General features: G+C 49.2%; 27 protein-coding genes, 1 tRNA gene and 2 pseudogenes. 19 read left to right on the forward strand and 11 right to left on the reverse strand.

Annotated features, from left to right (window positions below; translation table 11 throughout):
• Positions 1–46 precede the first annotated feature (46 nt).
• Both prfB and lysS read left to right on the forward strand, forming a co-directional pair.
• Positions 47–1,145 (forward strand): peptide chain release factor 2 gene (gene prfB, locus MY052_RS04200; RefSeq protein ID WP_115073720.1). Its coding sequence is split into 2 segments (ribosomal slippage): positions 47–121 and positions 123–1,145, totalling 1,098 coding nucleotides; the frame shifts between segments, so codons are not numbered across the junction.
• Positions 1,146–1,154: 9 nt separating this feature from the next.
• Positions 1,155–2,672 carry a lysine--tRNA ligase gene (gene lysS / locus MY052_RS04205; RefSeq protein ID WP_123650673.1) on the forward strand — a complete coding sequence of 506 codons (1,518 nt, stop codon included), beginning with the start codon at positions 1,155–1,157 and terminating at the stop codon, positions 2,670–2,672.
• Positions 2,673–2,741: 69 nt separating this feature from the next.
• Here the strand turns inward: lysS and idi are convergent, their stop codons facing one another.
• Genes idi through MY052_RS04225 form a run of 4 tightly spaced genes read right to left on the reverse strand, consistent with a single transcriptional unit; the run spans position 2,742 to position 6,151 of the window.
• Positions 2,742–3,287 (reverse strand): isopentenyl-diphosphate Delta-isomerase, encoded by a 546-nt coding sequence (gene idi, locus MY052_RS04210; RefSeq protein WP_248538253.1) that lies wholly within the window; start codon positions 3,285–3,287, stop codon positions 2,742–2,744.
• 53 nt (positions 3,288–3,340) lie between these two features.
• A complete protein-coding gene (locus tag MY052_RS04215; RefSeq protein WP_035895569.1) occupies positions 3,341–4,057 on the reverse strand; it encodes a DUF554 domain-containing protein in 717 nt (238 codons plus the stop codon).
• A gap of 21 nt (positions 4,058–4,078) precedes the next feature.
• Positions 4,079–4,660 carry a UbiX family flavin prenyltransferase gene (locus tag MY052_RS04220; RefSeq protein WP_123650671.1) on the reverse strand — a complete coding sequence of 194 codons (582 nt, stop codon included), beginning with the start codon at positions 4,658–4,660 and terminating at the stop codon, positions 4,079–4,081.
• A gap of 12 nt (positions 4,661–4,672) precedes the next feature.
• Complete coding sequence (locus tag MY052_RS04225; RefSeq protein WP_123650670.1) at positions 4,673–6,151, reverse strand: UbiD family decarboxylase; 1,479 nt, start codon at positions 6,149–6,151, stop codon at positions 4,673–4,675.
• 169 nt (positions 6,152–6,320) lie between these two features.
• Between MY052_RS04225 and MY052_RS04230 the strand changes: the two genes are divergently transcribed.
• The 7 genes and pseudogenes from MY052_RS04230 to MY052_RS04260 all read left to right on the forward strand — a co-directional run bounded on the left by MY052_RS04230 (position 6,321) and on the right by MY052_RS04260 (position 11,487).
• Positions 6,321–7,223: a LysR family transcriptional regulator gene (locus MY052_RS04230; protein WP_248538254.1), complete on the forward strand. Its 903-nt coding sequence runs from the start codon at positions 6,321–6,323 to the stop codon at positions 7,221–7,223.
• 67 nt (positions 7,224–7,290) lie between these two features.
• Positions 7,291–8,037 carry an amidase activator ActS gene (gene actS, locus MY052_RS04235; RefSeq protein ID WP_035895576.1) on the forward strand — a complete coding sequence of 249 codons (747 nt, stop codon included), beginning with the start codon at positions 7,291–7,293 and terminating at the stop codon, positions 8,035–8,037.
• Between the two features lie 80 nt (positions 8,038–8,117).
• Positions 8,118–8,191 (forward strand) — tRNA-Gly (locus MY052_RS04240).
• A gap of 164 nt (positions 8,192–8,355) precedes the next feature.
• Positions 8,356–8,463: pseudogene (locus MY052_RS04245) on the forward strand (Arm DNA-binding domain-containing protein); the annotation flags it as partial.
• Between the two features lie 54 nt (positions 8,464–8,517).
• Positions 8,518–9,215, forward strand: a protein-coding gene (locus tag MY052_RS04250) for an IS1-like element IS1B family transposase (protein ID WP_095033700.1) whose coding sequence is annotated in 2 segments (ribosomal slippage) — positions 8,518–8,767 and positions 8,767–9,215 — 699 coding nt in all. Because the reading frame shifts where the segments join, the coding sequence is not laid out codon by codon here.
• 16 nt (positions 9,216–9,231) lie between these two features.
• Positions 9,232–10,359, forward strand: a pseudogene (locus MY052_RS04255) (tyrosine-type recombinase/integrase); the annotation flags it as partial.
• A 192-nt stretch (positions 10,360–10,551) separates the two neighbouring features.
• Entirely contained in the window at positions 10,552–11,487 is a 936-nt protein-coding gene (locus tag MY052_RS04260; RefSeq protein ID WP_046449101.1) for a hypothetical protein, read from the forward strand.
• 75 nt (positions 11,488–11,562) lie between these two features.
• On the opposite strand, the gene MY052_RS04265 is transcribed toward MY052_RS04260, so the two are convergent.
• The 3 genes from MY052_RS04265 to MY052_RS04270 are packed head-to-tail and all read right to left on the reverse strand — an operon-like array spanning position 11,563 to position 14,485.
• The gene (locus MY052_RS04265; protein WP_248538257.1) at positions 11,563–13,266 is read right to left on the reverse strand and encodes a DUF2326 domain-containing protein; all 1,704 of its coding nucleotides are present in this window, start codon (positions 13,264–13,266) and stop codon (positions 11,563–11,565) included.
• On the reverse strand, positions 13,267–13,560 hold the full coding sequence (locus MY052_RS24250) for an ABC-three component system middle component 6 (protein ID WP_046449099.1): 294 nt from the start codon (positions 13,558–13,560) through the stop codon (positions 13,267–13,269). It lies immediately after the preceding gene.
• Entirely contained in the window at positions 13,523–14,485 is a 963-nt protein-coding gene (locus tag MY052_RS04270) for an ABC-three component system protein (protein ID WP_248538258.1), read from the reverse strand. The genes MY052_RS24250 and MY052_RS04270 overlap by 38 nt, the downstream gene beginning before the upstream one ends.
• A 195-nt stretch (positions 14,486–14,680) precedes the next feature.
• On the opposite strand from MY052_RS04270, the gene arsR reads away from it, so the two are divergent.
• From arsR to MY052_RS04300, 6 genes are all read left to right on the forward strand, one after another.
• Entirely contained in the window at positions 14,681–15,031 is a 351-nt protein-coding gene (gene arsR / locus MY052_RS04275) for a transcriptional regulator (protein WP_248188261.1), read from the forward strand.
• A 47-nt stretch (positions 15,032–15,078) separates the two neighbouring features.
• Positions 15,079–15,441 carry an arsenite efflux transporter metallochaperone ArsD gene (gene arsD, locus MY052_RS04280; protein WP_046449097.1) on the forward strand — a complete coding sequence of 121 codons (363 nt, stop codon included), beginning with the start codon at positions 15,079–15,081 and terminating at the stop codon, positions 15,439–15,441.
• Between the two features lie 16 nt (positions 15,442–15,457).
• Positions 15,458–17,209 carry an arsenical pump-driving ATPase gene (gene arsA / locus MY052_RS04285; protein WP_248538259.1) on the forward strand — a complete coding sequence of 584 codons (1,752 nt, stop codon included), beginning with the start codon at positions 15,458–15,460 and terminating at the stop codon, positions 17,207–17,209.
• Between the two features lie 47 nt (positions 17,210–17,256).
• Complete coding sequence (gene arsB / locus MY052_RS04290; protein WP_248538260.1) at positions 17,257–18,546, forward strand: arsenic transporter; 1,290 nt, start codon at positions 17,257–17,259, stop codon at positions 18,544–18,546.
• 12 nt (positions 18,547–18,558) lie between these two features.
• Positions 18,559–18,984 carry a glutaredoxin-dependent arsenate reductase gene (gene arsC, locus MY052_RS04295; protein ID WP_048998205.1) on the forward strand — a complete coding sequence of 142 codons (426 nt, stop codon included), beginning with the start codon at positions 18,559–18,561 and terminating at the stop codon, positions 18,982–18,984.
• Between the two features lie 195 nt (positions 18,985–19,179).
• Positions 19,180–19,437, forward strand: a complete 258-nt coding sequence (locus tag MY052_RS04300; protein WP_123652887.1) for a bacteriocin immunity protein — start codon at positions 19,180–19,182, stop codon at positions 19,435–19,437.
• A gap of 224 nt (positions 19,438–19,661) precedes the next feature.
• Here the strand turns inward: MY052_RS04300 and MY052_RS04305 are convergent, their stop codons facing one another.
• The 4 genes from MY052_RS04305 to MY052_RS04320 form a co-directional block, all read right to left on the reverse strand.
• A complete protein-coding gene (locus MY052_RS04305) occupies positions 19,662–20,273 on the reverse strand; it encodes an inovirus Gp2 family protein (RefSeq protein ID WP_048998200.1) in 612 nt (203 codons plus the stop codon).
• Between the two features lie 329 nt (positions 20,274–20,602).
• The gene (locus MY052_RS04310; RefSeq protein ID WP_101743250.1) at positions 20,603–20,989 is read right to left on the reverse strand and encodes a putative zinc ribbon protein; all 387 of its coding nucleotides are present in this window, start codon (positions 20,987–20,989) and stop codon (positions 20,603–20,605) included.
• Between the two features lie 10 nt (positions 20,990–20,999).
• Positions 21,000–21,524 carry a hypothetical protein gene (locus MY052_RS04315; RefSeq protein ID WP_049003181.1) on the reverse strand — a complete coding sequence of 175 codons (525 nt, stop codon included), beginning with the start codon at positions 21,522–21,524 and terminating at the stop codon, positions 21,000–21,002.
• A gap of 106 nt (positions 21,525–21,630) precedes the next feature.
• Positions 21,631–21,840 (reverse strand): helix-turn-helix transcriptional regulator, encoded by a 210-nt coding sequence (locus MY052_RS04320; protein ID WP_049003182.1) that lies wholly within the window; start codon positions 21,838–21,840, stop codon positions 21,631–21,633.
• A 493-nt stretch (positions 21,841–22,333) separates the two neighbouring features.
• On the opposite strand from MY052_RS04320, the gene MY052_RS04325 reads away from it, so the two are divergent.
• The 4 genes from MY052_RS04325 to MY052_RS04340 all read left to right on the forward strand — a co-directional run bounded on the left by MY052_RS04325 (position 22,334) and on the right by MY052_RS04340 (position 26,062).
• The gene (locus MY052_RS04325; protein ID WP_248538261.1) at positions 22,334–23,260 is read left to right on the forward strand and encodes a hypothetical protein; all 927 of its coding nucleotides are present in this window, start codon (positions 22,334–22,336) and stop codon (positions 23,258–23,260) included.
• Positions 23,261–23,352: 92 nt separating this feature from the next.
• Positions 23,353–24,225, forward strand: a complete 873-nt coding sequence (locus MY052_RS04330; RefSeq protein ID WP_248538262.1) for a GTPase family protein — start codon at positions 23,353–23,355, stop codon at positions 24,223–24,225.
• Positions 24,226–24,324: 99 nt separating this feature from the next.
• Positions 24,325–25,152 carry a DUF932 domain-containing protein gene (locus MY052_RS04335; RefSeq protein ID WP_248538263.1) on the forward strand — a complete coding sequence of 276 codons (828 nt, stop codon included), beginning with the start codon at positions 24,325–24,327 and terminating at the stop codon, positions 25,150–25,152.
• A 226-nt stretch (positions 25,153–25,378) separates the two neighbouring features.
• On the forward strand, positions 25,379–26,062 hold the full coding sequence (locus tag MY052_RS04340; protein ID WP_123268950.1) for a helix-turn-helix transcriptional regulator: 684 nt from the start codon (positions 25,379–25,381) through the stop codon (positions 26,060–26,062).
• Positions 26,063–26,089 lie beyond the last annotated feature (27 nt).

Below are 26,089 nucleotides of genomic sequence, written 5' to 3' on the forward strand. Positions count from 1 at the left end.
CGCTCTTATAACCGCATTTTTCTCGTCCATTAAAAGAAAATAGACCATGTTTGAAATAAACCCGGTAAATAATCGCATTCAGGACCTCACGGAACGCTCCGACGTTCTTAGGGGGTATCTTTGACTATGACGCCAAGAAAGAGCGTCTGGAAGAAGTAAACGCCGAGCTGGAACAGCCGGATGTCTGGAACGAACCCGAACGCGCGCAGGCGCTGGGTAAAGAGCGTTCCTCGCTTGAAGCGATTGTCGACACCCTCGATCAAATGTCTCAGGGTCTGGAAGATGTTTCCGGTCTGCTGGAACTGGCTGTAGAAGCCGAAGACGAAGAGACCTTCAACGAAGCCGTTGCAGAACTCAATACCCTGGAAGAAAAGCTGGCACAGCTGGAATTCCGTCGTATGTTCTCCGGCGAGTATGACAGCGCCGATTGCTATCTCGATATCCAGGCAGGTTCTGGCGGTACTGAAGCGCAGGACTGGGCAAGCATGCTCGAGCGTATGTATCTGCGTTGGGCAGAAGCGCGCGGCTTTAAAACCGAAATTATCGAAGAGTCCGAAGGGGACGTGGCCGGGATTAAATCCGTGACCATCAAAATCTCCGGGGACTACGCGTACGGCTGGCTGCGTACGGAAACCGGCGTTCACCGTCTGGTCCGTAAGAGCCCGTTCGACTCCGGCGGCCGTCGTCACACCTCGTTCAGCTCTGCATTCGTGTATCCAGAAGTTGATGACGATATTGATATCGAAATCAACCCGGCGGATCTGCGCATTGACGTATATCGCGCATCCGGTGCGGGCGGTCAGCACGTTAACCGTACGGAATCTGCGGTGCGTATCACCCACATCCCAACCGGGATCGTGACGCAGTGCCAGAACGACCGTTCACAGCACAAGAACAAAGACCAGGCCATGAAGCAGATGAAAGCGAAGCTTTATGAACTGGAAATGCAGAAAAAGAATGCAGAAAAACAGGCGATGGAAGACACCAAGTCCGATATCGGCTGGGGTAGCCAGATTCGTTCCTATGTCCTGGACGATTCCCGCATTAAAGACCTGCGCACCGGGGTTGAAACCCGCAATACGCAGGCGGTACTGGACGGAAGTCTGGATCAATTTATCGAAGCAAGTCTGAAAGCAGGGTTATGAGGAACCAACATGTCTGAACAAAACGCACAAGGCGCTGACGAGGTAGTCGATCTTAATAACGAAATGAAGGCACGCCGCGAGAAGCTGGCTGCACTGCGTGAGCAGGGCATCCCGTTCCCGAACGATTTCCGTCGTGACCGTACCTCTGATCAACTGCACGCTGAATTCGATAGCAAGGACAGCGAAGAGCTGGAAGCGCTGAATATCGAAGTTTCCGTTGCCGGTCGTATGATGACTCGCCGTATTATGGGTAAAGCTTCCTTCGTGACTTTACAGGACGTTGGCGGTCGTATTCAGCTGTACGTCGCGCGTGACGATCTGCCGGAAGGCGTTTACAACGAGCAGTTCAAGAAATGGGACCTCGGCGACATCCTGGGCGCGAAGGGCAAACTGTTCAAAACCAAAACCGGTGAACTGTCTATCCATTGCACCGAGCTGCGTCTGCTGACCAAAGCTCTGCGCCCGCTGCCGGACAAATTCCACGGCCTGCAGGATCAGGAAGCGCGCTACCGTCAGCGTTACCTGGACCTGATCTCCAACGATACTTCCCGCAATACTTTCAAAGTGCGTTCCCAGATCCTGGCGGGTATTCGTCAGTTCATGGTTGGCCGCAACTTTATGGAAGTGGAAACCCCAATGATGCAGGTGATCCCTGGCGGTGCGTCTGCCCGTCCGTTCATCACCCATCACAATGCGCTGGATATGGACATGTACCTGCGTATCGCGCCGGAACTGTACCTGAAGCGTCTGGTGGTTGGCGGCTTCGAACGCGTATTCGAAATCAACCGTAACTTCCGTAACGAAGGTATCTCCGTTCGCCATAACCCAGAGTTCACCATGATGGAACTCTATATGGCGTACGCGGATTATAAAGATCTGATCGAGCTGACCGAATCTCTGTTCCGTACCCTGGCACAGGATATTCTGGGCAACACCGAAGTGCCTTATGGCGACCAGACTTTCGATTTCGGTAAGCCGTTCGAAAAACTGACTATGCGTGAAGCTATCAAGAAATATCGTCCAGAAACTGACATGGCCGATTTGGATAACTTCGACTCAGCGAAAGCCATTGCTGAAAGCATCGGCGTTCACGTTGAGAAGAGCTGGGGCCTGGGCCGCATCGTGACCGAGATCTTCGAAGAAGTTGCCGAAGCGCACCTGATTCAGCCAACCTTCATCACCGAATATCCGGCAGAAGTTTCTCCGCTGGCGCGCCGTAATGACGTGAACCCGGAAATCACTGACCGCTTTGAATTCTTCATCGGCGGCCGCGAAATCGGTAACGGTTTCAGCGAGCTGAACGACGCAGAAGACCAGGCGCAGCGCTTCCAGGATCAGGTTAACGCCAAAGAAGCGGGTGATGACGAAGCGATGTTCTACGACGAAGACTACGTCACCGCGCTGGAACACGGCCTGCCACCGACTGCGGGTCTGGGTATCGGTATCGACCGTATGGTCATGCTGTTCACCAACAGCCACACCATCCGTGACGTGATTCTGTTCCCGGCGATGCGTCCGGTGAAATAATCGCGACAGCGAGAGGCAAAAAACCCGGCGATGCCGGGTTTTTTTATGCTTGATTGTCTGTGGCCCGGCTCAGCGACGAGCAAATGCTATAAACGCTTGACGTGCCTCTTCATCGGCCGCTTCCATCACCATCCACGGGCTAAACGCCCACGGCGTTAACGTTAGCGCCTGCAAAATATCGTCAAGTTCGCACCACTGATACTCAATCACTTCATCGTGATTGGCCTTCACGTCGCTGGTCACGCGCGCGGCATAGACCGGGCAGACTTCGTTTTCCACAATGCCGTTTGGCGCCACGGCGCGGTAGCGGAATTCGGTGGCGATAGGGGTGATATCGGCAATCTCAACGCCAAGCTCAAAGCGGCAGCGGCGGATGATCGCATGTTCGAAGGTTTCGCCCTGCTGTGGGTGGCCGCACACCGAGTTGGTCCACACGCCGGGCCAGGCTACCTTGCTTAAGGAGCGGCGCGTTGCCAGAAACTGGCCGCGTTCGTTGAATAACCAGCAAGAGAAAGCGAGATGCAGAGGGGTGGAGAGGGTGTGAGCGGCGTACTTCTCCAGAATACCTGAAGGTTTATCGTGCTCGTCGAGCAAAATGACGTGTTCGCCTGTCATGACAACTCCTGAAAATGAATGATGACCCGGCATAAACCCGCCGGGTCATATACTCAGGCAACCAGCGTAGCCCATAAATGGGAAAAAGGCATTACCAAAACAAGCCCCGGCAACATGTTGGCAACCGGGAAAAGCTTAATGTTACAGATACGCAACCCGGTCGCGACCATCAGCAGCCCACCGGCGCAGGAGAAATCGGCCATCATGGATGGAGTGATCATCGGCATCAGGAATACTGCCAGCATCGCCAGCGCCAGCTGAATCACCAGCTGTGGAATGGCAATAGTCATCACCGCAAAGCCTAGCAGAGTGGCGAAAATCCCGGCGGTAAACAGGTCGAGAATCGTTTTGATGTACAGAATTGACGGGTCACCGCTCATCCCTTCGGTCATTGCCCCGAACACGCCCGTACCGCTGGCGCAGAACAGCACCAGAATCGCCACAAACTTCTCGGTGAATTCTTCGTGGCTTAGCCCCTGTACCGGTGGGAAGACCTTGTTGATAAGGCCACGGGTAGAGCCTGCCGCTTTACCAATACCGCGTTCCAGATGCAGCAGTTCGCCAATCAGCGCGCCGACGATCATCGCCAGCACCACCGCAGGCATATATTTCACCTTCAGCACCAGCGTAATCCCCAGACCTACCGAGCACAGCCCGAAGGTCATCGGCAGCGCCGTTTTCACGCGTTCCGGGAGTTTACCGCCCGCCACTGCGCCAATCAGCCCGCCGATAATCACGGCGGACCCGTTAACATAAGGACCGATCAACATAAAAGTATTTCCTTTATCGCACTAGTCGTCGTGGCGCAGTGACCCTTCACCCCAGCGTGGAATGTTGTCCACGTCGATGTCGAACAGGTCCAGCGCGCGATTTACGCTGTGCGTAATAATGTCGTCCGCCGTTTGCGGACGCTGATAGAGAGCTGGAACCGGCGGGAAGATAATCCCGCCCATTTCTGTTACAGCGGCCATATTGCGAATATGGCCGAGGTTCAGCGGTGTTTCACGCGCCAGCAGCACCAGACGGCGGCGCTCTTTGAGCACCACGTCCGCCGCGCGGGTGAGCAGGTTATCGGTAAGACAATGTGCAATCGCGCCCAGCGTTCTCATGGAACAAGGGGCAACCAGCATCCCCAGCGTTTTAAATGAACCGCTGGAGATGGCGGCACCCAGATTGCCAATTGGGTGGACAACGTCAGCCATCGCCATCACCTCATCCAGACGGAAATCCGTTTCCAGTTCACAGGTTTTTTCCGCGCCTTTTGAGACGACCAGATGAACCTCCAGCGGAAGAGGCTGAAGGAGTTCCAGCGCCTTAACGCCATACTGAAAGCCAGATGCGCCGCTGATGCCGATGATAATGCGTGGTTTCATTGTCTATTCCTCTTACTCGAAGTCCGGCAGGAAGCGTTTCACGTCCACTTCTTTGAATTTAGAGCGTTCAAAGTGGTGTTTCAGGTGGAACGGTACGGTGCAGTCAAAGATGGTTTTGCACGACATGCCCTGTTGCAGAATGCTTGGGCTGTACTCCGGCACCTGAGACGGGTCCAGCGGGTGGCAGCGCACGCCTGGGATGGTGATGGTATCCACGTCGCCCTGGTAGCGAGTTTGCATCGCCCACAGCACATCATCGCTGTCGAAGATATCCACGTCTTCGTCTACCAGAATCACATGCTTCAGTTCCGGGAAGGCGGAGAACGCCAGCAGTGCCGCCTGACGTTGGCGGCCTTCGTCCGCCGGGGAGAATTTCTTGAATTGCATGACCGCCAGCAGTTTGCCGCCGCCCGCAGAGTGCGCGAAGACGTTCAGCAGTTTGCCCGGCATCGCACGACCAACCATATCCAGAATGCTCGCTTCAGTTGGGATACCCGCCATGTTGACGTGTTCCTCGCCAGGACCGACGGTGGTGCGCCAGATTGGGTTATGACGATGGGTGACGGCTTTAACTTTAATCACCGGCAACGCGTCTTTGGACTCGCCGGTATAGCCCGGGAACTCCGGCATCGCGCGGCCGGTGTTGGTGTTCTGGTCTTCACGAACGCGCACGTTTGGCAGCAGCTCGCCCTCGATAATGATCTCGGCGTGGGCAATCGCTTTTTCGTTGATGGTCAGGCATTTCACCATTTCAACGGCCTGGCCGCGCAGGGAACCGGCGATGCTCAGTTCATCAAAACCGAGCGGGGTAGTTGGTGGCTCGAAGCAGGCGGCAATTTCAATCGCCGGATCAACGCCGATGCTGATAGAAATAGGCAGTGGCTGGCCTAGCTCTTCCGCTTTCATGCGGAAAGCATCAATGTGACGGCCTGGGGTCAGCCACATAGAGAGCTCGTCGCGGCTCTGGACGCACAGGCGGTGAATGGTGATATCCGATTCGTGGGTTTCCGGATCGGAGGCGTAGCACAGCCCCATGGTGATGTACGGGCCCGCATCCTCTTCGGTATTTGTTGGCGCTGGCAGCAGTTTGCGCAGGTCAAAATCGGCGTCGGTGGCCAGATGAACCACTTCCTGAGCGACGGCTTTTTCAGTGGTCAGAACCGGTGGAATCGGGCTTTGTACGGAGTCTTTCAGCAGGTGCCCCAGTTTTTCTGGTGGGCAATCGAGGAAGTGGCTGACGCGTTTGCGGGAGCCGTTGATGCCGATAGCCACGCTGATGTCGTTAAAGCCTTTGATCTTGTTGAACATCATAACCGGACCGTTTTTACGCGTTGGGCGCTGGCAGGTGCCACCGGCGCCGACGTAACGGTATACGCCGGACAGCTCCGCATGTGGGTCCACTTCGGTATCGGTTTCAACGTATTCACCTGGCAGCGTTTTCAGCAACGCTAACGCAGAACGCAGGTCGCGAACGGTTGTTGTATTTTTCACGGTTTGTTCCTGTTGATAATCGGAAAGAATGTCTGCGCTAACCCTATTCCTTACACAATTAAGGGGCAAATACCGTTTAGCTTGGTCAGGGGAGATCAAAAAGATGTGGGTACAACAATAAAGGCTTCGTGCGTAAACTATAGCAAAGCGGATAGGGAGCGGAGACGGCATGGATTTAAAACGATTACGGTATTTCTGTCGGGTGGTTGAGCAAGGCTCGATAAGCCAGGCAGCAAAGGTGCTGAACATGGCGCAGCCACCGCTGAGTAAGCGCATTCAGGAGCTGGAAGATGAGCTGAAAACGCCGCTCTTTCTGCGTCGCGGTAACCGTATTGAGCCAACCGAAGCGGGATTTTTCCTTTACCGTAAAGCCTGCGAAATTCTGCGTCAGGTGGAAGATACCGCGCGCGAAACGATGGAAATTGCCCAAAAAGACCGGCTGCAGTTCCGTTTTGGGATGAGCCATCTGTTCCAGTCTTACTTTAAGCCGCTGCTGTTGGCGCTCTACCAGCGCTATCCGGAAATTGAAGTGAATATCTCGGTAACGGACTCCAGCCATCTGGAGATGATGCTCAATGAAGGCGCTATCGATCTCGCCTTTATTCAGCGCCCCTATCGCAGCGAAGGGTTCGACTATGTGTCGTTCGACCCGGTGAAGCTGGTGGCGGTTATCAATAAAAAATGCCTGCCACAGCCACCTGCGAACCCGTTTGATTACAATGCGCTGGGCGCACTGCCGCTGGTGTTGCTTCATCGTGCGAAAGACTCCGGCACTTACGAGATGCTTATCGATCTGTTCCGCAAAGCCGGGGTAAACCCAAAGGTGATTATGCACATCACGCAGCCGGGGGTGATTATCGACTGGCTGGAATCGGGGCTTGCTGCCGCGACGCTGCTGCCATCGTCTGAGGTCTGCGCTGAAAAGCTTAAGGAGTGCTATGTCGTGGAAGTATTCCCTTCACCGCAGATTTTCTACCCGGCCATGGTGAAAATACCGGCGGTAAACTGGTGCTCGCAGGTAATGGAGCTGGTGGCGGAAGGCTACCCGTTTCCAGACAACTCGCCGCGTTGATGGTTTGGTATCCAGCGTGACCCTGCTATCATAGTCCAACCGAACGTTTATGACCTGAGGATTCGTTTTGCGAGCAGGACGCCAACTCTCTTCCCCACTACGTCTGTTAATGTGCCTGATTATCGGGCTTGTCCTGTCTGGTTGTGCTGGAAATTCATCCAAATCAGAAGGCAGCTACAGCGGCTCGGTCTATACCGTGAAGCGGGGCGATACGCTTTCGCGCATCTCGCGGATGACGGGCACGAGTGTAGGGGAACTGGCGCGCCTTAACGGCATCTCGCCGCCGTATAACATCAACGTCGGCCAGAAACTGAGGGTGAGTGGTTCGGCAAAATCCTCCGGCAGTAAGAAATCCAGCGCGACGCAGACGGCGAAGGTTATTCCGTCCTCCGCCGTTCCGCAGTCCTCATGGCCGGCGGTAGGTCAACGCTGCTGGCGCTGGCCCGCCACCGGCAAGGTGGTGATGCGTTACTCCACCTCGGAAGGCGGCAATAAGGGCATTGATATCGCGGGTAGCCGTGGTCAGCCGGTCTACGCGGCGGCGGCGGGGAAGGTGGTCTACGTCGGCAATCAGCTTCGCGGCTACGGCAACCTGGTCATGATTAAGCATGACGAAGATTACATTACCGCCTATGCGCATAACGATAAGCTGATGGTGAACAACGGACAAAACGTGAAGATTGGTCAGCAGATTGCCACCATGGGCAACTCGGATGCGGACTCCGTGAGGCTGCACTTCCAGATTCGCTATCGCGCCACGGCCATCGACCCGCTGCGCTATTTGCCGCCGCAGGGTAGCAAACCGAAGTGTTAAGCGGTTATTTTATCGTCACTTAGCGGCCTAAAGACTTGCCAGGCGAGGCGTAACGTTTATAATGCTCCTCGCACACCTTAGCGGGCGTAGTTCAATGGTAGAACGAGAGCTTCCCAAGCTCTATACGAGGGTTCGATTCCCTTCGCCCGCTCCAAACTCAAGTCTCCTGAAGTCTACCAAACTCAATTTTCCCTTGATAAATCAGCAGTTATAGCATTCTATTAGTCTATTGAACTCAATTGTACTCCCCCAGGGTCAAGCTCAATGTGGGGGTATGGATGGGGGTATAATTGTACCCCCTGCTGAGAGGTACCCCCAATGAAGCTGACAGCTCGTCAGGTTGAAACTGCAAAACCTAAAGATAAGCCCTACAAACTCGCTGATGGTGGTGGTCTTTACCTGCTGGTTAATCCCAACGGTAAAAGGGTGATGCTGCCAACTTACTGATTTAGTGTATGATGGTGTTTTTGAGGTGCTCCAGTGGCTTCTGTTTCTATCAGCTGTCCCTCCTGTTCAGCTACTGACGGGGTGGTGCGTAACGGCAAAAGCACTGCCGGACATCAGCGCTATCTCTGCTCTCACTGCCGTAAAACATGGCAACTGCAGTTCACTTACACCGCTTCTCAACCCGGTACGCACCAGAAAATCATTGATATGGCCATGAATGGCGTTGGATGCCGGGCAACCGCCCGCATTATGGGCGTTGGCCTCAACACGATTTTCCGCCATTTAAAAAACTCAGGCCGCAGTCGGTAACCTCGCGCATACAGCCGGGCAGTGACGTCATCGTCTGCGCGGAAATGGACGAACAGTGGGGATACGTCGGGGCTAAATCGCGCCAGCGCTGGCTGTTTTACGCGTATGACAGGCTCCGGAAGACGGTTGTGGCGCACGTATTCGGTGAACGCACTATGGCGACGCTGGGGCGTCTTATGAGCCTGCTGTCACCCTTTGACGTGGTGATATGGATGACGGATGGCTGGCCGCTGTATGAATCCCGCCTGAAGGGAAAGCTGCACGTAATCAGCAAGCGATATACGCAGCGAATTGAGCGGCATAACCTGAATCTGAGGCAGCACCTGGCACGGCTGGGACGGAAGTCGCTGTCGTTCTCAAAATCGGTGGAGCTGCATGACAAAGTCATCGGGCATTATCTGAACATAAAACACTATCAATAAGTTGGAGTTATTACCCGGTAAAAGATACTGGCGTCTCAAATACCGTTCGCTAGGTAAAGAGAAGCTGCTCGCTATTGGCGTTTACCCCGATGTTTCTTTAGCTGAAGCCAGAAATAAGCGTGAGGATGCAAAAAGGACATTAGCGGCTGGCAACGATCCTTCTCTTGAACGGAAAATTGAGAAACTTAGTCGTCAACAAGATGCAGAAAACTCTTTTGAGGCTATCACGCGGGAGTGGTATCAGCGTCGCTATGACCGCTGGTCTGTCTCCTACCGCGAAGAAATGTTGAGAACCTTTGAAAAGGATGTGTTCCCTTATATCGGTCACCGGCCAATCAAAGATATCAAGCCGATGGAGTTGCTTGCTGTTCTTTCAAAAATAGAAGCACGAGGAGCAACTGAGAAGGTCCGTAAGGTTCGCCAGCGTTGTGGAGAAGTCTGGAAGTATGCCGTTGTGACTGGCAGGGCCGAGTACAATCCAGCACCTGATCTAGCCAGCGCCGTGATTCCTCATGAGAAAGAGCACTATGCTTTTTTAACCCAAGATGAATTGCCAGAGTTTCTTCGGACTCTGAACACCTATGTCGGTAGTGTACTTGTTAAGATTGCGATGCAATTACTTATTTTGACTGGAGTAAGACCTGGGGAGTTGAGGCAAGCGGAGTGGCAGGAATTTGATTTTGAGAAAAAGGTGTGGAATGTACCAGCGGAACGCATGAAAATGCGCCGCCCTCATCTGGTTCCGTTATCAAGCCAGGCAATTGACCTACTTAATCAGCTTAAACCCATAACGGGAGCAGGAGCGTTGCTGTTCCCAGGACGTAATAATCCTAAGAAACCGATGAGTGATATGGCATTGACTGTGTTGGTCAGGCGTATCGGCTATGCAGGACGCGTTACAGGGCACGGATTCCGCCACACGATGAGTACCATTTTGCATGAGCAGGGATTTAATTCGGCCTGGATCGAGCTACAGCTGGCTCATGTCGACAAGAACTCAATTCGTGGAACGTATAACCATGCTCAATATTTGGAAGGTCGGCGGGAGATGATGCAGTGGTATGGTGATTTCATCGGTCAAGCAGGAAAATCCGGATCACCGCTAGCTTATGCAGCTATTAGCTTTACTGCTGAATTAGAGTGAGAAGGGGCAAGTTGAGCCTCTTCTCAGCGAAGAGGCTCAACGTGAACCTATTTTTTGAGTTAATACTTTTTGCAAATTTTTTTTGTGCCGTTGGATGTAAAGATCTGCGGGGGGTAGGGATGAAAATCATGCTATGTTAGTCTTTGAGGAGTGAGTCAAAATGTTATAACTTTTTCAAAGAGGCGTTACATCGTGAAAGTCGTTTTTAATGTTAATGGTAAAAAAGTTCCGCTCAAATCTCTGCAATATATAAGTAAAGCAAATCAACTCGAAGTTATGCGGAATTGGTTTTTTGAGAATTTTGAAGATCCCGCGAACTCTTGCCCGTATGAATCCCGTGAAGGCGGGTATGCTTACATTTATGGGGGCCCATACGAAGCAAGTGAAGAGTTGCAAGCGATGTTTGAAGGATACGTGAAATTTGATTATATCCAAGAATTAGTCAATGAATTACAAGAACAGTGCTATGAATGGTCTGGTAATTCAAATAACATTAATGATTGGTACGATGAAGACTTGTATGATGCTGTTACATCTTCTGAACATCCTTTTTCTAAGTTCGTTGAAAGCATTGATGGAATAAAATTGCTGTCTAAAGGCGAATTTAAAGACAAACAAAAAGATCATCTGCTTAGTATCCTATATATTAATGTCATTACAGCCCTGGAAACACTTTATGTTGAGCTATTTATTAACTCTATAGATAAAAACGACTCATATCTTGCTGACTTTATAGAAAAAGGCAAGACGGAATTTAAGGTAAATAAAGAAATATTGGCTTTGCCATTCAAAGGTGAAACTATTGAAAACATGAGGGCAGAATTAATTAAGGTAATTAAAGAGCATTTGATTAGTGCAAGTTGGCATAGCACAAACAAAGTTGTAGGACGTTATAAAGCTACATTTGATATAAAAGTACATAAAGAGTGGCCAATAGATGCGATCGAAATAGCAACTCAAAAGCGTAATCATTTAGTCCATCGTGGCGGAAAAGATAAAGAAGGTAATTCTGTAGTGATTACTGAAAAAGATTTAGAAATGTTGCTGGATCATGCCCAATCTCTTGGGGAAAAATTGTTTGATAGCCTTGAGGTGGCATTACAGAAAAAAGATGAGAGTGAATTTTGAGTCTCGGGGTAGGTTGATAGTGCTACCGATAACGAGCAAGCAAATGATACTCGGCAGGCTGTGCCTGCCGGAGGATTACTTTTTACTTCCAAATTGAATGCCGAGAAGTTTATTCTCTGCTTTATCGCCACGTAGAGTAAGAACAATTTTTGATTTCAGTTCTAACATTTCGATTTCAGATAAAGTTGTTTCCATAGCATTAAAGTTTTCAGTGTTTAAAGATGCTATATATTGCTTTCCGCTTCGTTTTAATGACTGATTGACAAATGAGAACCATCTTGCGCGAACACCTGGATCTATATCAGCAAAAAGACGGTTATCATGCCATAGCATATCCATGGCATGGTTTTCACCACATGTAAATACTAACCAGTCAAAGCATAATATCCTAGCATCATTGATCCCATCCGAATCATCACCCTCGATTTGGATGCTTAGATCATAACGAATTTTGTTGTCACCAGTATTAACATCCAAAACTATTCCTGCTGGTACCCTTGGGTACATTATTTCTGCGAGCTCAGCAAAAATTTTATCGTATTCTGAAAGAGGATTTGTAGAAGCATAGTTTACCGCTAATCTGTCTTGTTCAACTTTTCGTTCTCTTAGATTTTGAGCTTTCTGTTGAAGGTTAATAGCAAAATTTAAATAATCATGTAACCTTTCTTTTTCTTCTTTAAATTCAGCTAGTTGTCTAGCTATGACTGCGTATTCGTCAAATGCTTTCTTGCCTTGCAGGGATTCCAAATATGAATCACGCAATGCTGAAATATCCTTAATGTCAATTTTAAGAGATTCAATTTCTAACAAAAGTTTTATTTTATCATTTTCAAGTCTTTTCTTTCTGTTAAAAGATAATGATTTGTGAAAATTTTCAACTGACTCAAAATGGGCCAATGTTTCTGGCTTGAAAATCTCTTGTAAGCCATTGTACAGTTCAAGAAGGTCTTCTCTTGAAATGTCAGGGTGTGCTAATAAAGTTTTTTCTATATTATTTACTTTAAATTCAGCTATATTTTTGTTTTTTTCAACTTCTCGTAATTTTATAGTTAAACTGTTTGTTTCATTCTCAATAACTCTGTATTGCTCGTGAACTTGAAATGCATTCAGTTCATCCTGCAGTCTTGGGATCTCTCTTTCTAGCCACTCATAGCGTACTTTAGGTTGAGAGCCTGCTCTAAACATGTCTTTTAGAATATCATCGTCTTGCCAATTTTTTAGCGATTGACTTACTTTATCCAGCTCCTGCTTATTATTTCTTTTAGATAATATTAAATTATGATCTATACCGAGAAGAAATGCGGTGCGAAGCAATGCTTCAAAGTCCTGCTCCTTTTTTGTCCTAGTTGGACTGATGCAGTCATCTCTGGTATATCGCGAAAAACGCTTAAATAAAGATCTGAATGATAAATACGGAATGTTATTCTCAAGATTAAATATCCCTATTTTATCTAATAAATCTTTAAATGCTTTTAAAGATATTGTTTTGTCATTTAATAATAATTTTTTCCCATTGCCCGTTCTAGATATTAAGTATTCAACTCCATTATGAGAAAAAAGTAAAGAGAACCACCAATCTGGAACTGCTGAAGTTAATTTTTTATCAGCATTAGCTCCTAAACAATGTTGAATGAGACCGAGAATAAGTGTCTTACCGACTCCGTTACTACTGCCTTCTTTTTCTTTAGAGCTATCACCAATGATCAACGTTAGTCCTGTATCATTGAAATACACTGGATGAAAAGTTGGCTGATCGCAAGTTAAGCGAATTAACTTCATTTAACTTTCCTTATTTTGTAATTTGTCATCATTGCAACAGATTGGCATTATTCTGTTTTCATTATCTAGCGTTATTTGTTTGATGCAAAAAAGAATGTCTACGGCAAGCATAAATTGTGTAAAAGAGGGCGTGATTATCGTTGATTTATTTTTCCGCTCTATTTTTGTCCATAATTCTTCTATGGATACCGGTCCATCAATTAACGAACGGATGTATCCTGCAATCGCAATTAGGGAGTTACTAAACCTAACATGCTTATGTGGCAGAAGCATTGCTTGGATGTTCATAAGCATCACATGTCTCAAAATATTTAGCTAAAATTAACTCTGCTGCAAATCGATAACTCGCGACCGCACTTGTGGGAACTTGCGGGGGAAGGAGTTTATCTATCATCCAAGTATATCTTAAATCTGCATAATTGTGGTTATCTTCAGTTATCGCCAATTTACTTTTTGCATAAGTATCTTTAACTTCTTGAGCTATAGTTTGTTCAAGACCGCTATCAACAGAATCTAAAAATTCATTTATCAAATATAGTTGATAGCTAAAAGATTCCAGCCTGCTTTTTATTGGTTTTGTAATACCATTTATTTTTATTTTATCTTCGAAGTCCGGGGCTGTTTCACTTAAAAAATTCATGGGTGAAGAAGATTTTTGTGCTAAAAAAGTCAATACTTCGCCAACAGCTCGAGTATCTGTAAAGTCTAAATCAACCTCAGGAATGAAACCTACAATATCTTGCTTTTCACCCTCGGATAATGACATAAACTTTTGAAGGAGCTCCATCCCGCCCATTGCACCTGCGTGATTAAGACTTTTACTGATTGCAAGTGTATTTAATGAAAGTCCAACAGGTGCTGGAATACCCTTAAAATAATCATTCATTACAAAAGTATATTTTGATACTTTCCCCCATTTGGCGACTAATTTATCAAAGTCGCCAATCGATTTATTAACAGCTCCTAGCTCTTTGGTTTGATTTGAAGGTTTAGGTCCATAAACTTGGAAGTAATGAGCCTCATGAGCAATCCACCCATCATTCCCGCCATCTCCCCAGTTTCCCCAAGGGGAAACAGCTTGAAAGCCAGGAGTCGCGTATTGCATAACCTTCGAAAAAAGCGCCTGAAAACTGTCTCCCATACATTCATGTACTTTTAACCGAAAGAACTGTCTGTAGAGGTAATCTTGCTGTGTCGAACTCATTTTCGTCTCATCCATGATGAACACTTTTGATGATAATATCCTCTCATTCATTGTTGTAAACCTATGATTAGCAAAATTGGAGATGCTTTCACTTTAGAGTAGGTATCTAAAGGTAATAAATTATCAAAACAGGTTGTATAGATATCAAATTGAATACGATTTTACATATATGTTAATCTGATTAGTATCAGAGAAAAACAGGAGTCCTTAATGTCGCTTATCCCCCTACAACTCTTCAAAAACCTCTCCGATGAAACCCGTTTGGGTATCGTGTTGCTGCTCAGGGAGATGGGAGAGCTGTGCGTGTGTGATCTCTGCACGGCGCTGGATCAGTCACAGCCCAAGATCTCCCGTCATCTGGCAATGCTCCGGGAAAGTGGACTATTGCTGGATCGCAAGCAGGGCAAGTGGGTTCACTACCGCTTATCTCCGCATATTCCTTCATGGGCTGCTCAGGTAATTGAGCAGGCTTGGTTAAGCCAACAGGACGACGTACAGGCCATCGCCCGTAAGCTGGCATCGGCAAACTGCTCTGGTAGCGGTAAGGCTGTTTGCATCTAAAAAATTTGCCTGAACATATATGATTTTTCGAATGTGAGGTATTCAGAATGAAGACGTTAACGGTGTTTGACCCGGCAATGTGCTGCAGTACCGGCGTATGTGGCTCAGATGTCGATCAGGTTCTGGTTGATTTCTCTGCTGATGTGCAGTGGCTGAAAGGACGTGGCGTACAGGTTGAACGTTACAACCTGGCGCAGCAGCCCATGAGCTTTGTTCATAATGAGAAAGCGAAAGTATTCCTCGAAGCATCTGGAGCAGAAGGGCTTCCGCTACTGCTGTTGGACGGTGAAACGGTGATGGCAGGGCGGTACCCAAAACGTGCTGAGATAGCTCGCTGGTTTGGTATACCGCTGGAGAGGGTAGGGTTAGCTCCCACCAGCTGCTGTGGTGGTAATACTTCCTGTTGCTGATATGTCAGGAGGACATATGAAATTCTTACAGAACATCCCGCCTTATCTGTTTTTTACCGGTAAGGGAGGCGTAGGAAAAACTTCCATTTCCTGCGCGACGGCTATCCGCCTTGCCGAACAGGGTAAGCGGGTTTTGCTGGTCAGTACCGATCCTGCCTCGAATGTCGGCCAGGTATTCGACCAGGCTATCGGTAACACCATTCGCCCTGTGACGGCAGTTCCTGGGCTTTCTGCTCTGGAGATTGACCCGCAGGAAGCCGCCCAACAATACCGCTCCAGAATCGTTGATCCTATCAAAGGTCTTCTGCCTGATGACGTTGTTAACAGTATCAGCGAACAGCTTTCAGGAGCCTGTACGACTGAGATTGCGGCGTTCGATGAGTTTACTGGCTTACTGACCGACGCTTCTCTGCTGACCCGCTTTGATCACATCATTTTTGATACAGCGCCGACGGGCCACACTATTCGCCTTCTCCAGCTTCCCGGTGCCTGGAGTAGCTTCATTGAAAGTAATACAGATGGTGCTTCCTGTCTTGGCCCAATGGCCGGGCTGGAAAAGCAGCGTGAGCAGTATGCTCATGCAGTAGAGGCGCTATCCGATCCTGAACGTACCCGCTTGGTTCTGGTTGCACGACTGCAAAAATCTACGCTGCAGGAAGTCGCCCGCACTCATGAAGAACTGGCTGCAATTGGCCTGAAAAACCAGTACCTGGTTATTAATGGTGTGCTGCCTAAAGCAGAAGCTGAACATGACGCCCTTGCCGCTGCGATATGGCAACGGGAACAGGAAGCACTGGCAAATCTTCCTGCCGGTTTATCTGAGCTATCGACAGATACCTTATTACTCCAGCCAGTCAACATGGTTGGCGTGTCTGCATTGAAGGGACTACTGGACACCAGTGCAAGAGCATTACCGCTGCCTGCAACGAACGTCCTGTACACGCCTGAAAACTTATCGCTCTCTGTCCTGGTTGATGATATCGCTCGCAGTGAACACGGTTTGATTATGCTGATGGGCAAAGGTGGCGTAGGTAAAACCACGATGGCTGCTGCCATCGCCGTCAGGCTGGCGGATATGGGATTTGATGTCCATCTCACCACCTCAGATCCCGCTGCACATCTCAGTGCAACGCTCAATGGAAGTCTCAAAAATCTGCAGGTCAGCCGAATCAACCCTCACGATGAAACTGAACGCTATCGGCAGCATGTTCTTGAGACGAAAGGCAGGAATCTGGATGAGGCAGGGAAACGGCTGCTCGAAGAGGATTTACGTTCTCCTTGCACGGAAGAGATTGCGGTGTTCCAGGCGTTCTCACGCGTAATCCGTGAAGCAGGCAAACGGTTTGTGGTCATGGATACGGCACCTACCGGGCATACGCTATTACTGCTTGATGCTACCGGGGCTTATCACCGTGAGATTGCCAAGAAGATGGGGGATAAAGGTCATTTTTCCACTCCGATGATGCAGCTTCAGGACCCGGAACGCACCAAAGTCCTGCTGGTCACTTTGCCTGAAACCACACCGGTACTGGAAGCGACTAACCTGCAGACTGACCTTGAAAGAGCGGGGATTCATCCGTGGGGCTGGATTATCAATAACAGCCTTTCCATTGCGGATACGTGTTCTCCGTTGCTTTGCCAGCGTGCCCGGAAGGAAGTGCCTCAGATTGAGGCTGTTAAGAATCAGCACGCTGACCGTATAGCGCTTGTTCCGGTGCTGGCGTCAGAGCCCGCCGGTATTGAAAAGCTCAGAGAGTTGATGAGTTAATTTTTTGGCATATACAGGGCGACAAAGTCGCCCTGTCAGGAGGTTTTATGTTACTGGCAGGCGCTATTTTTGTCCTGACCATCGTGTTGGTTATCTGGCAACCGAAGGGATTAGGGATTGGCTGGAGTGCGATGCTGGGTGCGGGGCTGGCTCTGATATCTGGTGTTGTGCATGTAAGCGATATTCCGGTGGTGTGGAATATCGTCTGGAACGCGACAGCGACCTTTATTGCCGTGATTATCATCAGCCTGCTGCTTGATGAATCAGGTTTTTTCGAATGGGCAGCGCTGCACGTATCTCGTTGGGGGAATGGTCGTGGTCGTTTGCTCTTTACCTGGATCGTCCTGCTCGGCGCAGCGGTAGCGGCACTGTTTGCCAACGATGGTGCGGCACTTATTCTGACGCCGATAGTCATCGCCATGCTGCTGGCATTAGGGTTCAGTAAAGGTACTACGCTGGCATTTGTCATGGCCGCCGGGTTTATTGCCGATACAGCCAGTCTGCCGCTTATCGTGTCGAACCTGGTGAATATCGTCTCGGTGGACTTCTTTGGTCTGGGATTCACCAAATATGCGTCGGTAATGGTGCCGGTTGATATTGCAGCCATTTTTGCCACGCTGGTTATGCTGCATCTGTTCTTCCGCAAAGATATTCCGCCTACTTACGACCTGGCTCTCCTGAAAGCACCGGCAAAAGCGATTAAAGATCTGGCAACCTTCAGAACCGGCTGGATCGTGTTGATCCTTCTTCTGGTTGGCTTTTTCGTTCTTGAGCCGCTCGGTATTCCCGTTAGCGCGATTGCGGCTGTTGGCGCTGTAATCCTGTTTGCGGTGGCGAAACGAGGCAATGCCATTAACACTGGCAAAGTGCTGCGTGGTGCGCCATGGCAGATCGTCATATTCTCGCTGGGGATGTATCTGGTGGTCTATGGTCTGCGTAATGCCGGACTAACAGAATACCTCTCCGGTGTGCTGAACGTGTTGGCAGATAAAGGACTTTGGGCCGCGACGTTTGGTACCGGCTTCCTGACGGCTTTCCTGTCTTCCATCATGAACAATATGCCTACCGTGCTGGTTGGCGCTCTCTCTATTGATGGCAGCACCGCAACAGGCGTTATCAAAGAGGCGATGATTTATGCCAACGTGATTGGCTGCGATCTGGGACCGAAAATTACACCGATTGGTAGCCTGGCAACGCTGCTCTGGCTGCATGTCCTTTCACAGAAGAACATGACCATCACCTGGGGATACTATTTCCGCACCGGGATCGTCATGACTCTGCCTGTGCTGTTTGTAACGCTGGCCGCGCTGGCGCTACGTCTCTCTTTCACTTTGTAATGAGATACTGATATGAGCAACATCACCATTTATCACAATCCAGCCTGCGGCACGTCGCGTAATACGTTGGAGATGATCCGAAACAGCGGTACTGAACCGACCGTTATTCTTTACCTCGAAAACCCACCTTCACGCGATGAGCTGGTCAAACTCATTGCGGATATGGGCATTTCCGTCCGTGCTTTGCTGCGTAAGAACGTCGAGCCGTATGAGGTACTGGGTCTTGTAGAAGATAAATTTACTGACGACCAGCTAATCGACTTTATGCTGCAACATACGATTCTGATTAACCGTCCGATTGTGGTGACGCCACTGGGAACTAAACTGTGTCGCCCTTCCGAAGAGGTACTGGATATTCTTCCGGAACGTCAGAAAGGAGCGTTTACCAAAGAGGATGGCGAGAAGGTCATTGGCGAAACGGGGAAGCGTGTTAAGTAATCAGCCCACTTCAAAATATCGGACGCCTGTTAACGCTATGCGGGCGTCCACCTTTCGCTCATAGCAGACCTCGCAACGCTTCAGGCGGTCCGCTTTGTGCCAGGAACGGACATTCATAACATCGTGATATGTTACTTTATGGAAAACAGGTCATAATACCTAAACGGCACATTGATTTTCCTTAGGATAAATAAAATGACTGATAAAAAATTGTCCAATTATACCGAGAAAGAATTCTATGATTTCATTACAAAAATCAGAATGGTGGATTTCGCATCTGAAGCTGAACATAGCAAGGCTATTTATGAGTTTGGTCAACTGACTGAGCATCCTGATAAATGGGATTTAATTTATCGACCAAAGCCAAATGCAGATAATTCAACACAAGGGATCATCAATGAGATAAAGAAGTGGCGTTCAGCTAACGGCAGATCAAGCTTTAAACCTGAATAGCTACTCAATGACTATTCTTCGTAATCTGACCTGCTCCCTGTTGCTCAATACGCCAAGATTTGAGTCATGCTGTCATCAGCTGCAAAAGTAACGGTCACGTCCGCTCCTCGCTCAAAGCGGACTTGTAAGCACAGGGGGGAGGATAGGGATTATGAATGGCATTCATTAATTTCTGGAATTGCCTACGAAGCAATTCCCCTTTTCCATAGATGCCTCAAGAGGTATTAACACTGACTACAGCCAAAAGAACGCTCTTGACGGCTGTAGGATTTGGTTCTCTCTTTAGCGAAGTAACTCAAGCGAAACGTCAGTTGATCATATACCTCGCTGTAACCGTGGGAGTTAATATCCAGGTAATAAAGTGGGTTATCGGGAAAGCGGGCTAGCGTCCAGTGCTCTGGGCGGTGACTAAGCTGCAAAGCACTCAACCAGGCCTCTCGTATCAGAGACGCCAGGCCCGTCCCGCCTTCTTTGTAACTTCCCAGTCCATTGAACGTATCGTTATTCACGAACAACACCATGTGGTAATGCGATTTCTGATTAATCTCACCCACCTCCCGAACCCAGGCATCGCGAAGGTGGCATGGATATGTTCGTGTGCCCTGTTTCAACTTACTTCTGTAGCGTGCAGCAATCTTCGCATCGAGGGATTCAATGAAGCGAGATATCAGGCCCTGTCGGTTAATGAGCATATTGTCAGGAAGACGCAGGTCTACCCGTACCGCCATTGTGCGTGCGTGTTCTGCAGTCGCGTTATCGATAACGCGTAGAATACGTTGCAGGTAAGTGGTGTTGAATGGTGCGTGTCGTCTATCGAGACAGATATTGTCAAACATATAATTTCCTTGGGTAATGAATTACGGGCAGGGCAAAGCCTTACCCGTAATAGGCAGTTAAAGGGATTAAGGATTTAAAGGGGGGTAAGACCAGCCATTAAGGCTATCGTGTATGAGTAGCCGTATACGGGTGTGGCATTGAGATGATATTGTTTATATATCAGTTGGTTAATTAATATTACCAACCCGTCGTGGACTACTAATGACCAATCCACCAGCACCAAGGGCCGGATGATGGAAAGTGATTGATTTTTACTCCGAAGTTATATGCCCCCATATAATAACTTTCTGGTGTACCAATCAATCCCATGATTGCCTGGTACGTATCACTAAATTCGTATCTCCCGACTGTATATCCCTTTTCTGCATTGAGGGCAGCGTTTCTCACCGCCGTATGACAGGCCGCACATCGTGCACTGCCATTGGGTTGTTGTAATGACTGGAGGCAGTTGTGCCACGAGTTGCTGAAGTTTCTCTATGGTGGAAGACTTCCCACTTGCTGGTGCCAACCAGGGGCACTGCAAAAGGACTTCCGGTTGTCCCCGTGGAATATCATGTTCAAACCATGACGGTGAAGTTCTGGTGGGGAGGTGGAATATCAATGGGCACTGACAATGGTGGCAGCGCCACTCTTCACTTTCTGCCATATTCACCTGGCGGGCAGGCACAATTTCGCCGGTTCTACGCTGTGCGATATAACATTTTTGTACTCGCATTTTCCAGACCTCACATTGGCCTGGTGGCACGAATATAATTCTCAGTCAACGTTTTCAGTCCCCGATATGATTCTTGTTTTTCTGACATCCATTGCTTCAACGTGTCAGGAAGCGGTAAGTGCAGCGTATACCATTCATCTAGATCCCGGCCTGAGACCAGTTCACACCAGCACAGCAGCGTAAGCGCCTGTCGAGAACCCGGTTGTGTATGCAGCCGGAACAGCATTTGTAATTGTTCCGCCAGTCTGCTTTTCCCAAGACGGTAACATTCACTGAGCAACACGCCAGGCAACAGAGAATAATCAGTTTGTTTGTTCAGACGGGGAATAACGGCACACTCTTCCTCGTGGGATGTTTGAGTGACCTGTAACAGATACTGTGGGACGACAATTACGCCACCCGGCGACCGGCACGATGTAACCGCCAGCTTGTGCCAGTGCTCTATTTCCTGCTGACACAAACCATGACACAAATTGATGCGAGTAAAGTCATTTAGCCAGGCCTGGTAATGGTTAAGCAATGGGATGTTTTTCATAGGTGATTTTCCTTGATTCTTAAATTTCAGGCAGCCGTAAGCCTCCGCAGAGTGCGGATAGTGCAAGCACGGCCTGGATGAATGTTATTTGGTGAAGTGAGGCTTACTACTGTTTGCGGGATTCTTCAATACGGGCCTGAAGCCAGGCTTCCACTTCGCTTTGCAACCAGCGAGAGCTGCGTCCCAGCTTTATCTGTTTAGGGAAAAGCCCTTCCTTGATGAGTCGGTATATCCATTTATCACTAACCCCAAGTAGGCGGGTGATAAACACCATATCGACAAACTGATCTTCGAGCAGGGAAGGTTTGATGGTCATTGTTGGATTCTCCGGTAGCTAAATGGATATCGGAGTCGGGTTATGAATTTCTGTTGCCCGCTCCGGCATAGATACCGGTGGTGCTGTAAAAAATGTTGGCTTTAGCGGATACCCCGAGGCCTGCCCAGTCCACTCAATGGGAACACTTCGCTGGCACCGTAGTAGTACTGACCGTGTTTTAACTTCTCTTTAGCCAGATATCCATAAGCGACCAAAGCATTACCGTAAACAAAAAGAGAAGACGCTGTCCCTGAGAAGCCGTATGCGATAGCAGACCTGAAGTGCAGTAACTCTGGCAATATCACCAGGAACAGAGGTGCAGCTGGTAATTTATGATAAGAACCCCTACTCAAAACCGTGATTACAGGCCTATACAGCAAAATTATCAACAATAATAATTACCTTTACATTGCGTTTTTATTATCTTTTTATACTACTAATATTTAGTTATTATCACATTATTTTGTATTAAAAATAGGCAGCAGAGGATTGTATGAAACACCGGATTTTGACAAAAGAAGACGAAAATGAAAGGGTAAATAATTATTATTTACATTTTTTGAATGAACGGAAGTTAGATTTACCTCCTCCTTCTCCGGGGTGTGCCCCCGAAGATTACATCCGACATATACGTAAGCACTGGAGTGATTTACCCACGACTTTTACAGATACTGAAATGTTTCGCCTGCTGGAGGATATGCGGCGAAATTGCAGGCAATCTCTTCTTCCACTTGAGAGTTTTTCATGGCTGGAAAGCAGTGAACGGGCTTGTTTTTTCGGCTGGCATACACTTATGGATCATTTGTCCCGAGATCCCTCTGGTGTTTTAAAGGAACTATCTCGTCACAGTCACGTTAGTATTGTCATTGCCGATTATCTGTCAAAAAACAAGTATCCTTCGAATGCCAGAGGGCAACTTATCCAGATTATTCGAATTCTCGATTTGATGTCTGATCAACGAGCAAGAAACGAACTGCTGGAAAGAATTAAACAATCATGGATACAAGTCTTTAAGATAAAGACCCCGTTCAGGGAAGTCTCACCAGAAGATAATGATGAATGTCAGTGGACATGGGATCAGCTTAAAAAAGAAAACATTGCACTGGATAAATATTCAGTATTCTCCGGAACAAGAGAAATTTTTAACTGTATCCAACTTTCGTTTGATATCTGGTGCGCAAATCACTTTACTGACAGTAATTCCATAAAGCTTTTCAGGTTGGCCTTCAATAGTGCCAAAGCTCAGAGAAAATATAAAAACAGTAAATCAGATAAGATTTCTCTTCAGGTTTTCATCGACTTTAAAACCCGGGAGAAGCTGAAAATTATCTCCCGCAACAGACATCTCAGTACAGCAGATGCTCTTCAGGAAATGATTGAAGAGGAGTTCAAGCGCATTAGCGGTAACAATCTAAAATAAATCAGATATATATCATCCTCTTGAGCATACCTCAATTAATGGCAGAACCGTAAGGTTCTGCCATTTTTGTTTTCTTTTTCAGAGGAATAGAAATGAATAATCCTGAAGGTACGGAGCCGCTGCAGCACTCGCTGTCCGGTCTGCCGCACTGGGTATCTGAGCGCATTCTGCAGCAACTGAACCAGTTAACCAGTTACGAACCAGTGATTGGCATTATGGGCAAAACCGGGGCCGGTAAATCGTCGCTGTGTAATGCCCTGTTTGCCGGAGACGTGTCCCCGGTCAGTGATGTATCTGCCTGTACCCGTGCACCCCAGCGCTGTCGGCTGCGAGTTGGACGGCACAGCATGGTGCTGGTGGACCTGCCGGGTGTCGGTGAAAGCGAGGTCCGTGACCGGGAATATCAGGCACTGTACCGGCGCCAGTTGCCACAACTGGACCTGGTGCTGTGGGTGATTAAAGCCGATGACAGGGCGTTGTCGGTGGATGAGCGTTTTTATCGCGAAGTGATTGGTTCTCACCGTCACAAGGTGCTGTTTGTGGTCAACCAGGTCGACAAGCTGGAGCCCTGCCATGAATGGGATGCCACCTGCGGCTCTCCGTCATCCCGCCAGAAAATCAATCTCAGCCGCAAGCTCAGTGATATCCGACAGTTGTTTACACCATCAAATCCAATGTGCGCGGTGTCAGCACGAACGGGATGGGGGCTCGGGTCACTGGTGGAAACGATGATGCGCAGCCTGCCAGCCCGTGCCAGCAGTCCGCTCAGTGCACAACTGCACGAAACATTACGGAGCGAGCCCGTAAAATCGCAGGCCCGGGACCGTTTTGGTGAAGCTGCAGGTGAGGTTGTTGATGCCGTTGCTTCGCTGCCTTTTGTGCCGGAGCCGGTGAAATCGCTCATTCGCAGTGTGCGGGATATGGTGGTGAGCACGGTTCGCGCCGTTTGGGATTTCTTCTTCTGAGAGCTTAACCCTTTCTGTTCCAGTATTTCTAGAGCCCTGTCGCCACTGTGCGACAGGGCTTTCTTTTATCTGTTTTCTGAATCAACAAGGAGTCTGCTTATGACCCGTCTGGCTTCGCGCTTTGGCGCAGCAAACCTTATTCGTCGTGACCGTCCGTTAACCCGTGAGGAGCTGTTCCGCACAGTTCCCAGTGTGTTCAGCGAAGACAAACATGCGTCCCGCAGCGAGCGGTACACGTATATACCTACAATTTCCCTGCTGGACAGCCTGCAACGCGAGGGTTTTCAGCCGTTCTTTGCCTGTCAGACCCGGGTGCGTGACCCAGGTCGCCGCGAGCACACAAAGCACATGCTGCGCCTGCGTCGGGAGGGGAAAATTACCGGCAAGCAAGTCCCGGAAATCATTCTGCTCAACTCTCATGACGGCACCAGCTCGTATCAGATGCTGCCGGGATTATTCCGCGCGGTATGCCAGAACGGGCTTGTCTGCGGTGAGTCGTTTGGCGAGGTGCGTGTGCCGCACAAAGGAGATGTCGTGAGTCAGGTGATTGAGGGGGCGTATGAAGTACTTGGTATTTTTGACCGTGTAGAAGAGAAGCGGGATGCCATGCAGTCGCTGATGCTGCCGCCACCTGCACAACAGGCTCTGGCACAGGCTGCACTGACGTACCGTTTCGGTGAGGACCACCAGCCGGTGACAGCACCTCAGATACTCTCCCCACGCCGCTGGCAGGATGAGAGCAATGATCTGTGGACCACATATCAGCGTATTCAGGAGAACCTGATTAAGGGCGGGCTCAGTGGTCGGAGTGCGAAAGGCGGGCGAACGCATACCCGTGCCGTGCGTGGCATTGACGGGGACGTGAAGCTTAACCGGGCACTGTGGGTGATGGCGGAAGCGATGCTCAGTGGTCTCTGCCCTGCGTGAGTTCACACTTTGCATCAAATAACGTTACGGCGGTGTTAATAAATGACACTCCCTGTCATTTCTGGCGGGGATTTTTGCCGGTTAATTCACCGGAAAATGGCGCAGGCCTGACAGATACAGGCTTCAGGCCTTCCTCAAAATAGCCGCTCCCGCAGACATATCCTGTCAACCCCCTCCTTTAGAATCGCATGCCTTTCAACCGGTTAACCTGCACGGAGAATACATCATGCCACTGGCAGAGCGCCGCTACGACAGACTGGCGGTCAGGCTGTCGCTGATTATCAGCCGCCTCGTGGCGGGTGAAACGCTGGACATGCAAAAGCTCGCAACCGAGTTTGATGTGTCAGTCCGCACCCTTTACCGGGATTTTCGTGAGCGGCTGATTTATCTGGATCTCGAATGCCATCAGGGCTGCTATCGCCTGCGGACAGGGGCCGGGCCACAGGGCGAGCTGGATGTCCTGACGTTTGCCCACCGTACCGGCATCGCCGGTCTCTTTCCGGGGCTGGACCGTCGGCTGGTGAGCCTGCTGCTGAACTGCGAGGGTGCCCCCTGCCTGACCGGAGATGCGGTTTCTGTGGGCTCACCTGCGACCCAGCTGTCCTTTTACCGGCTGGTACAGGCTATTACCACCTGCCAGCGCGTCACGTTGCTGACTGACGGAAATCGTTGCGAAAGACTGGCCCCTTACAGGCTGATTGCCCAGCAGAGCCACTGGTACCTGGTTGCGGAGCATCACGACCGTCCGGTGGTGTTTTCGCTCAGTGATATTCACCTTGTGCAGCCCCTCACTGAGAGTTTTAAACGCAACGAGCGCTTTTACCGACTGACAGAAGATTTAAGTTTTATCCGAGCACTGCCGCATTTTCAGTTTATTCAACAGGCAATCACCAACATAACTACAACCTAAAGGAAATCAGCTTCTTGCCGATACCCT

Source organism: Kluyvera ascorbata, from assembly GCF_023195735.1.
Lineage (GTDB): Bacteria > Pseudomonadota > Gammaproteobacteria > Enterobacterales > Enterobacteriaceae > Kluyvera > Kluyvera ascorbata.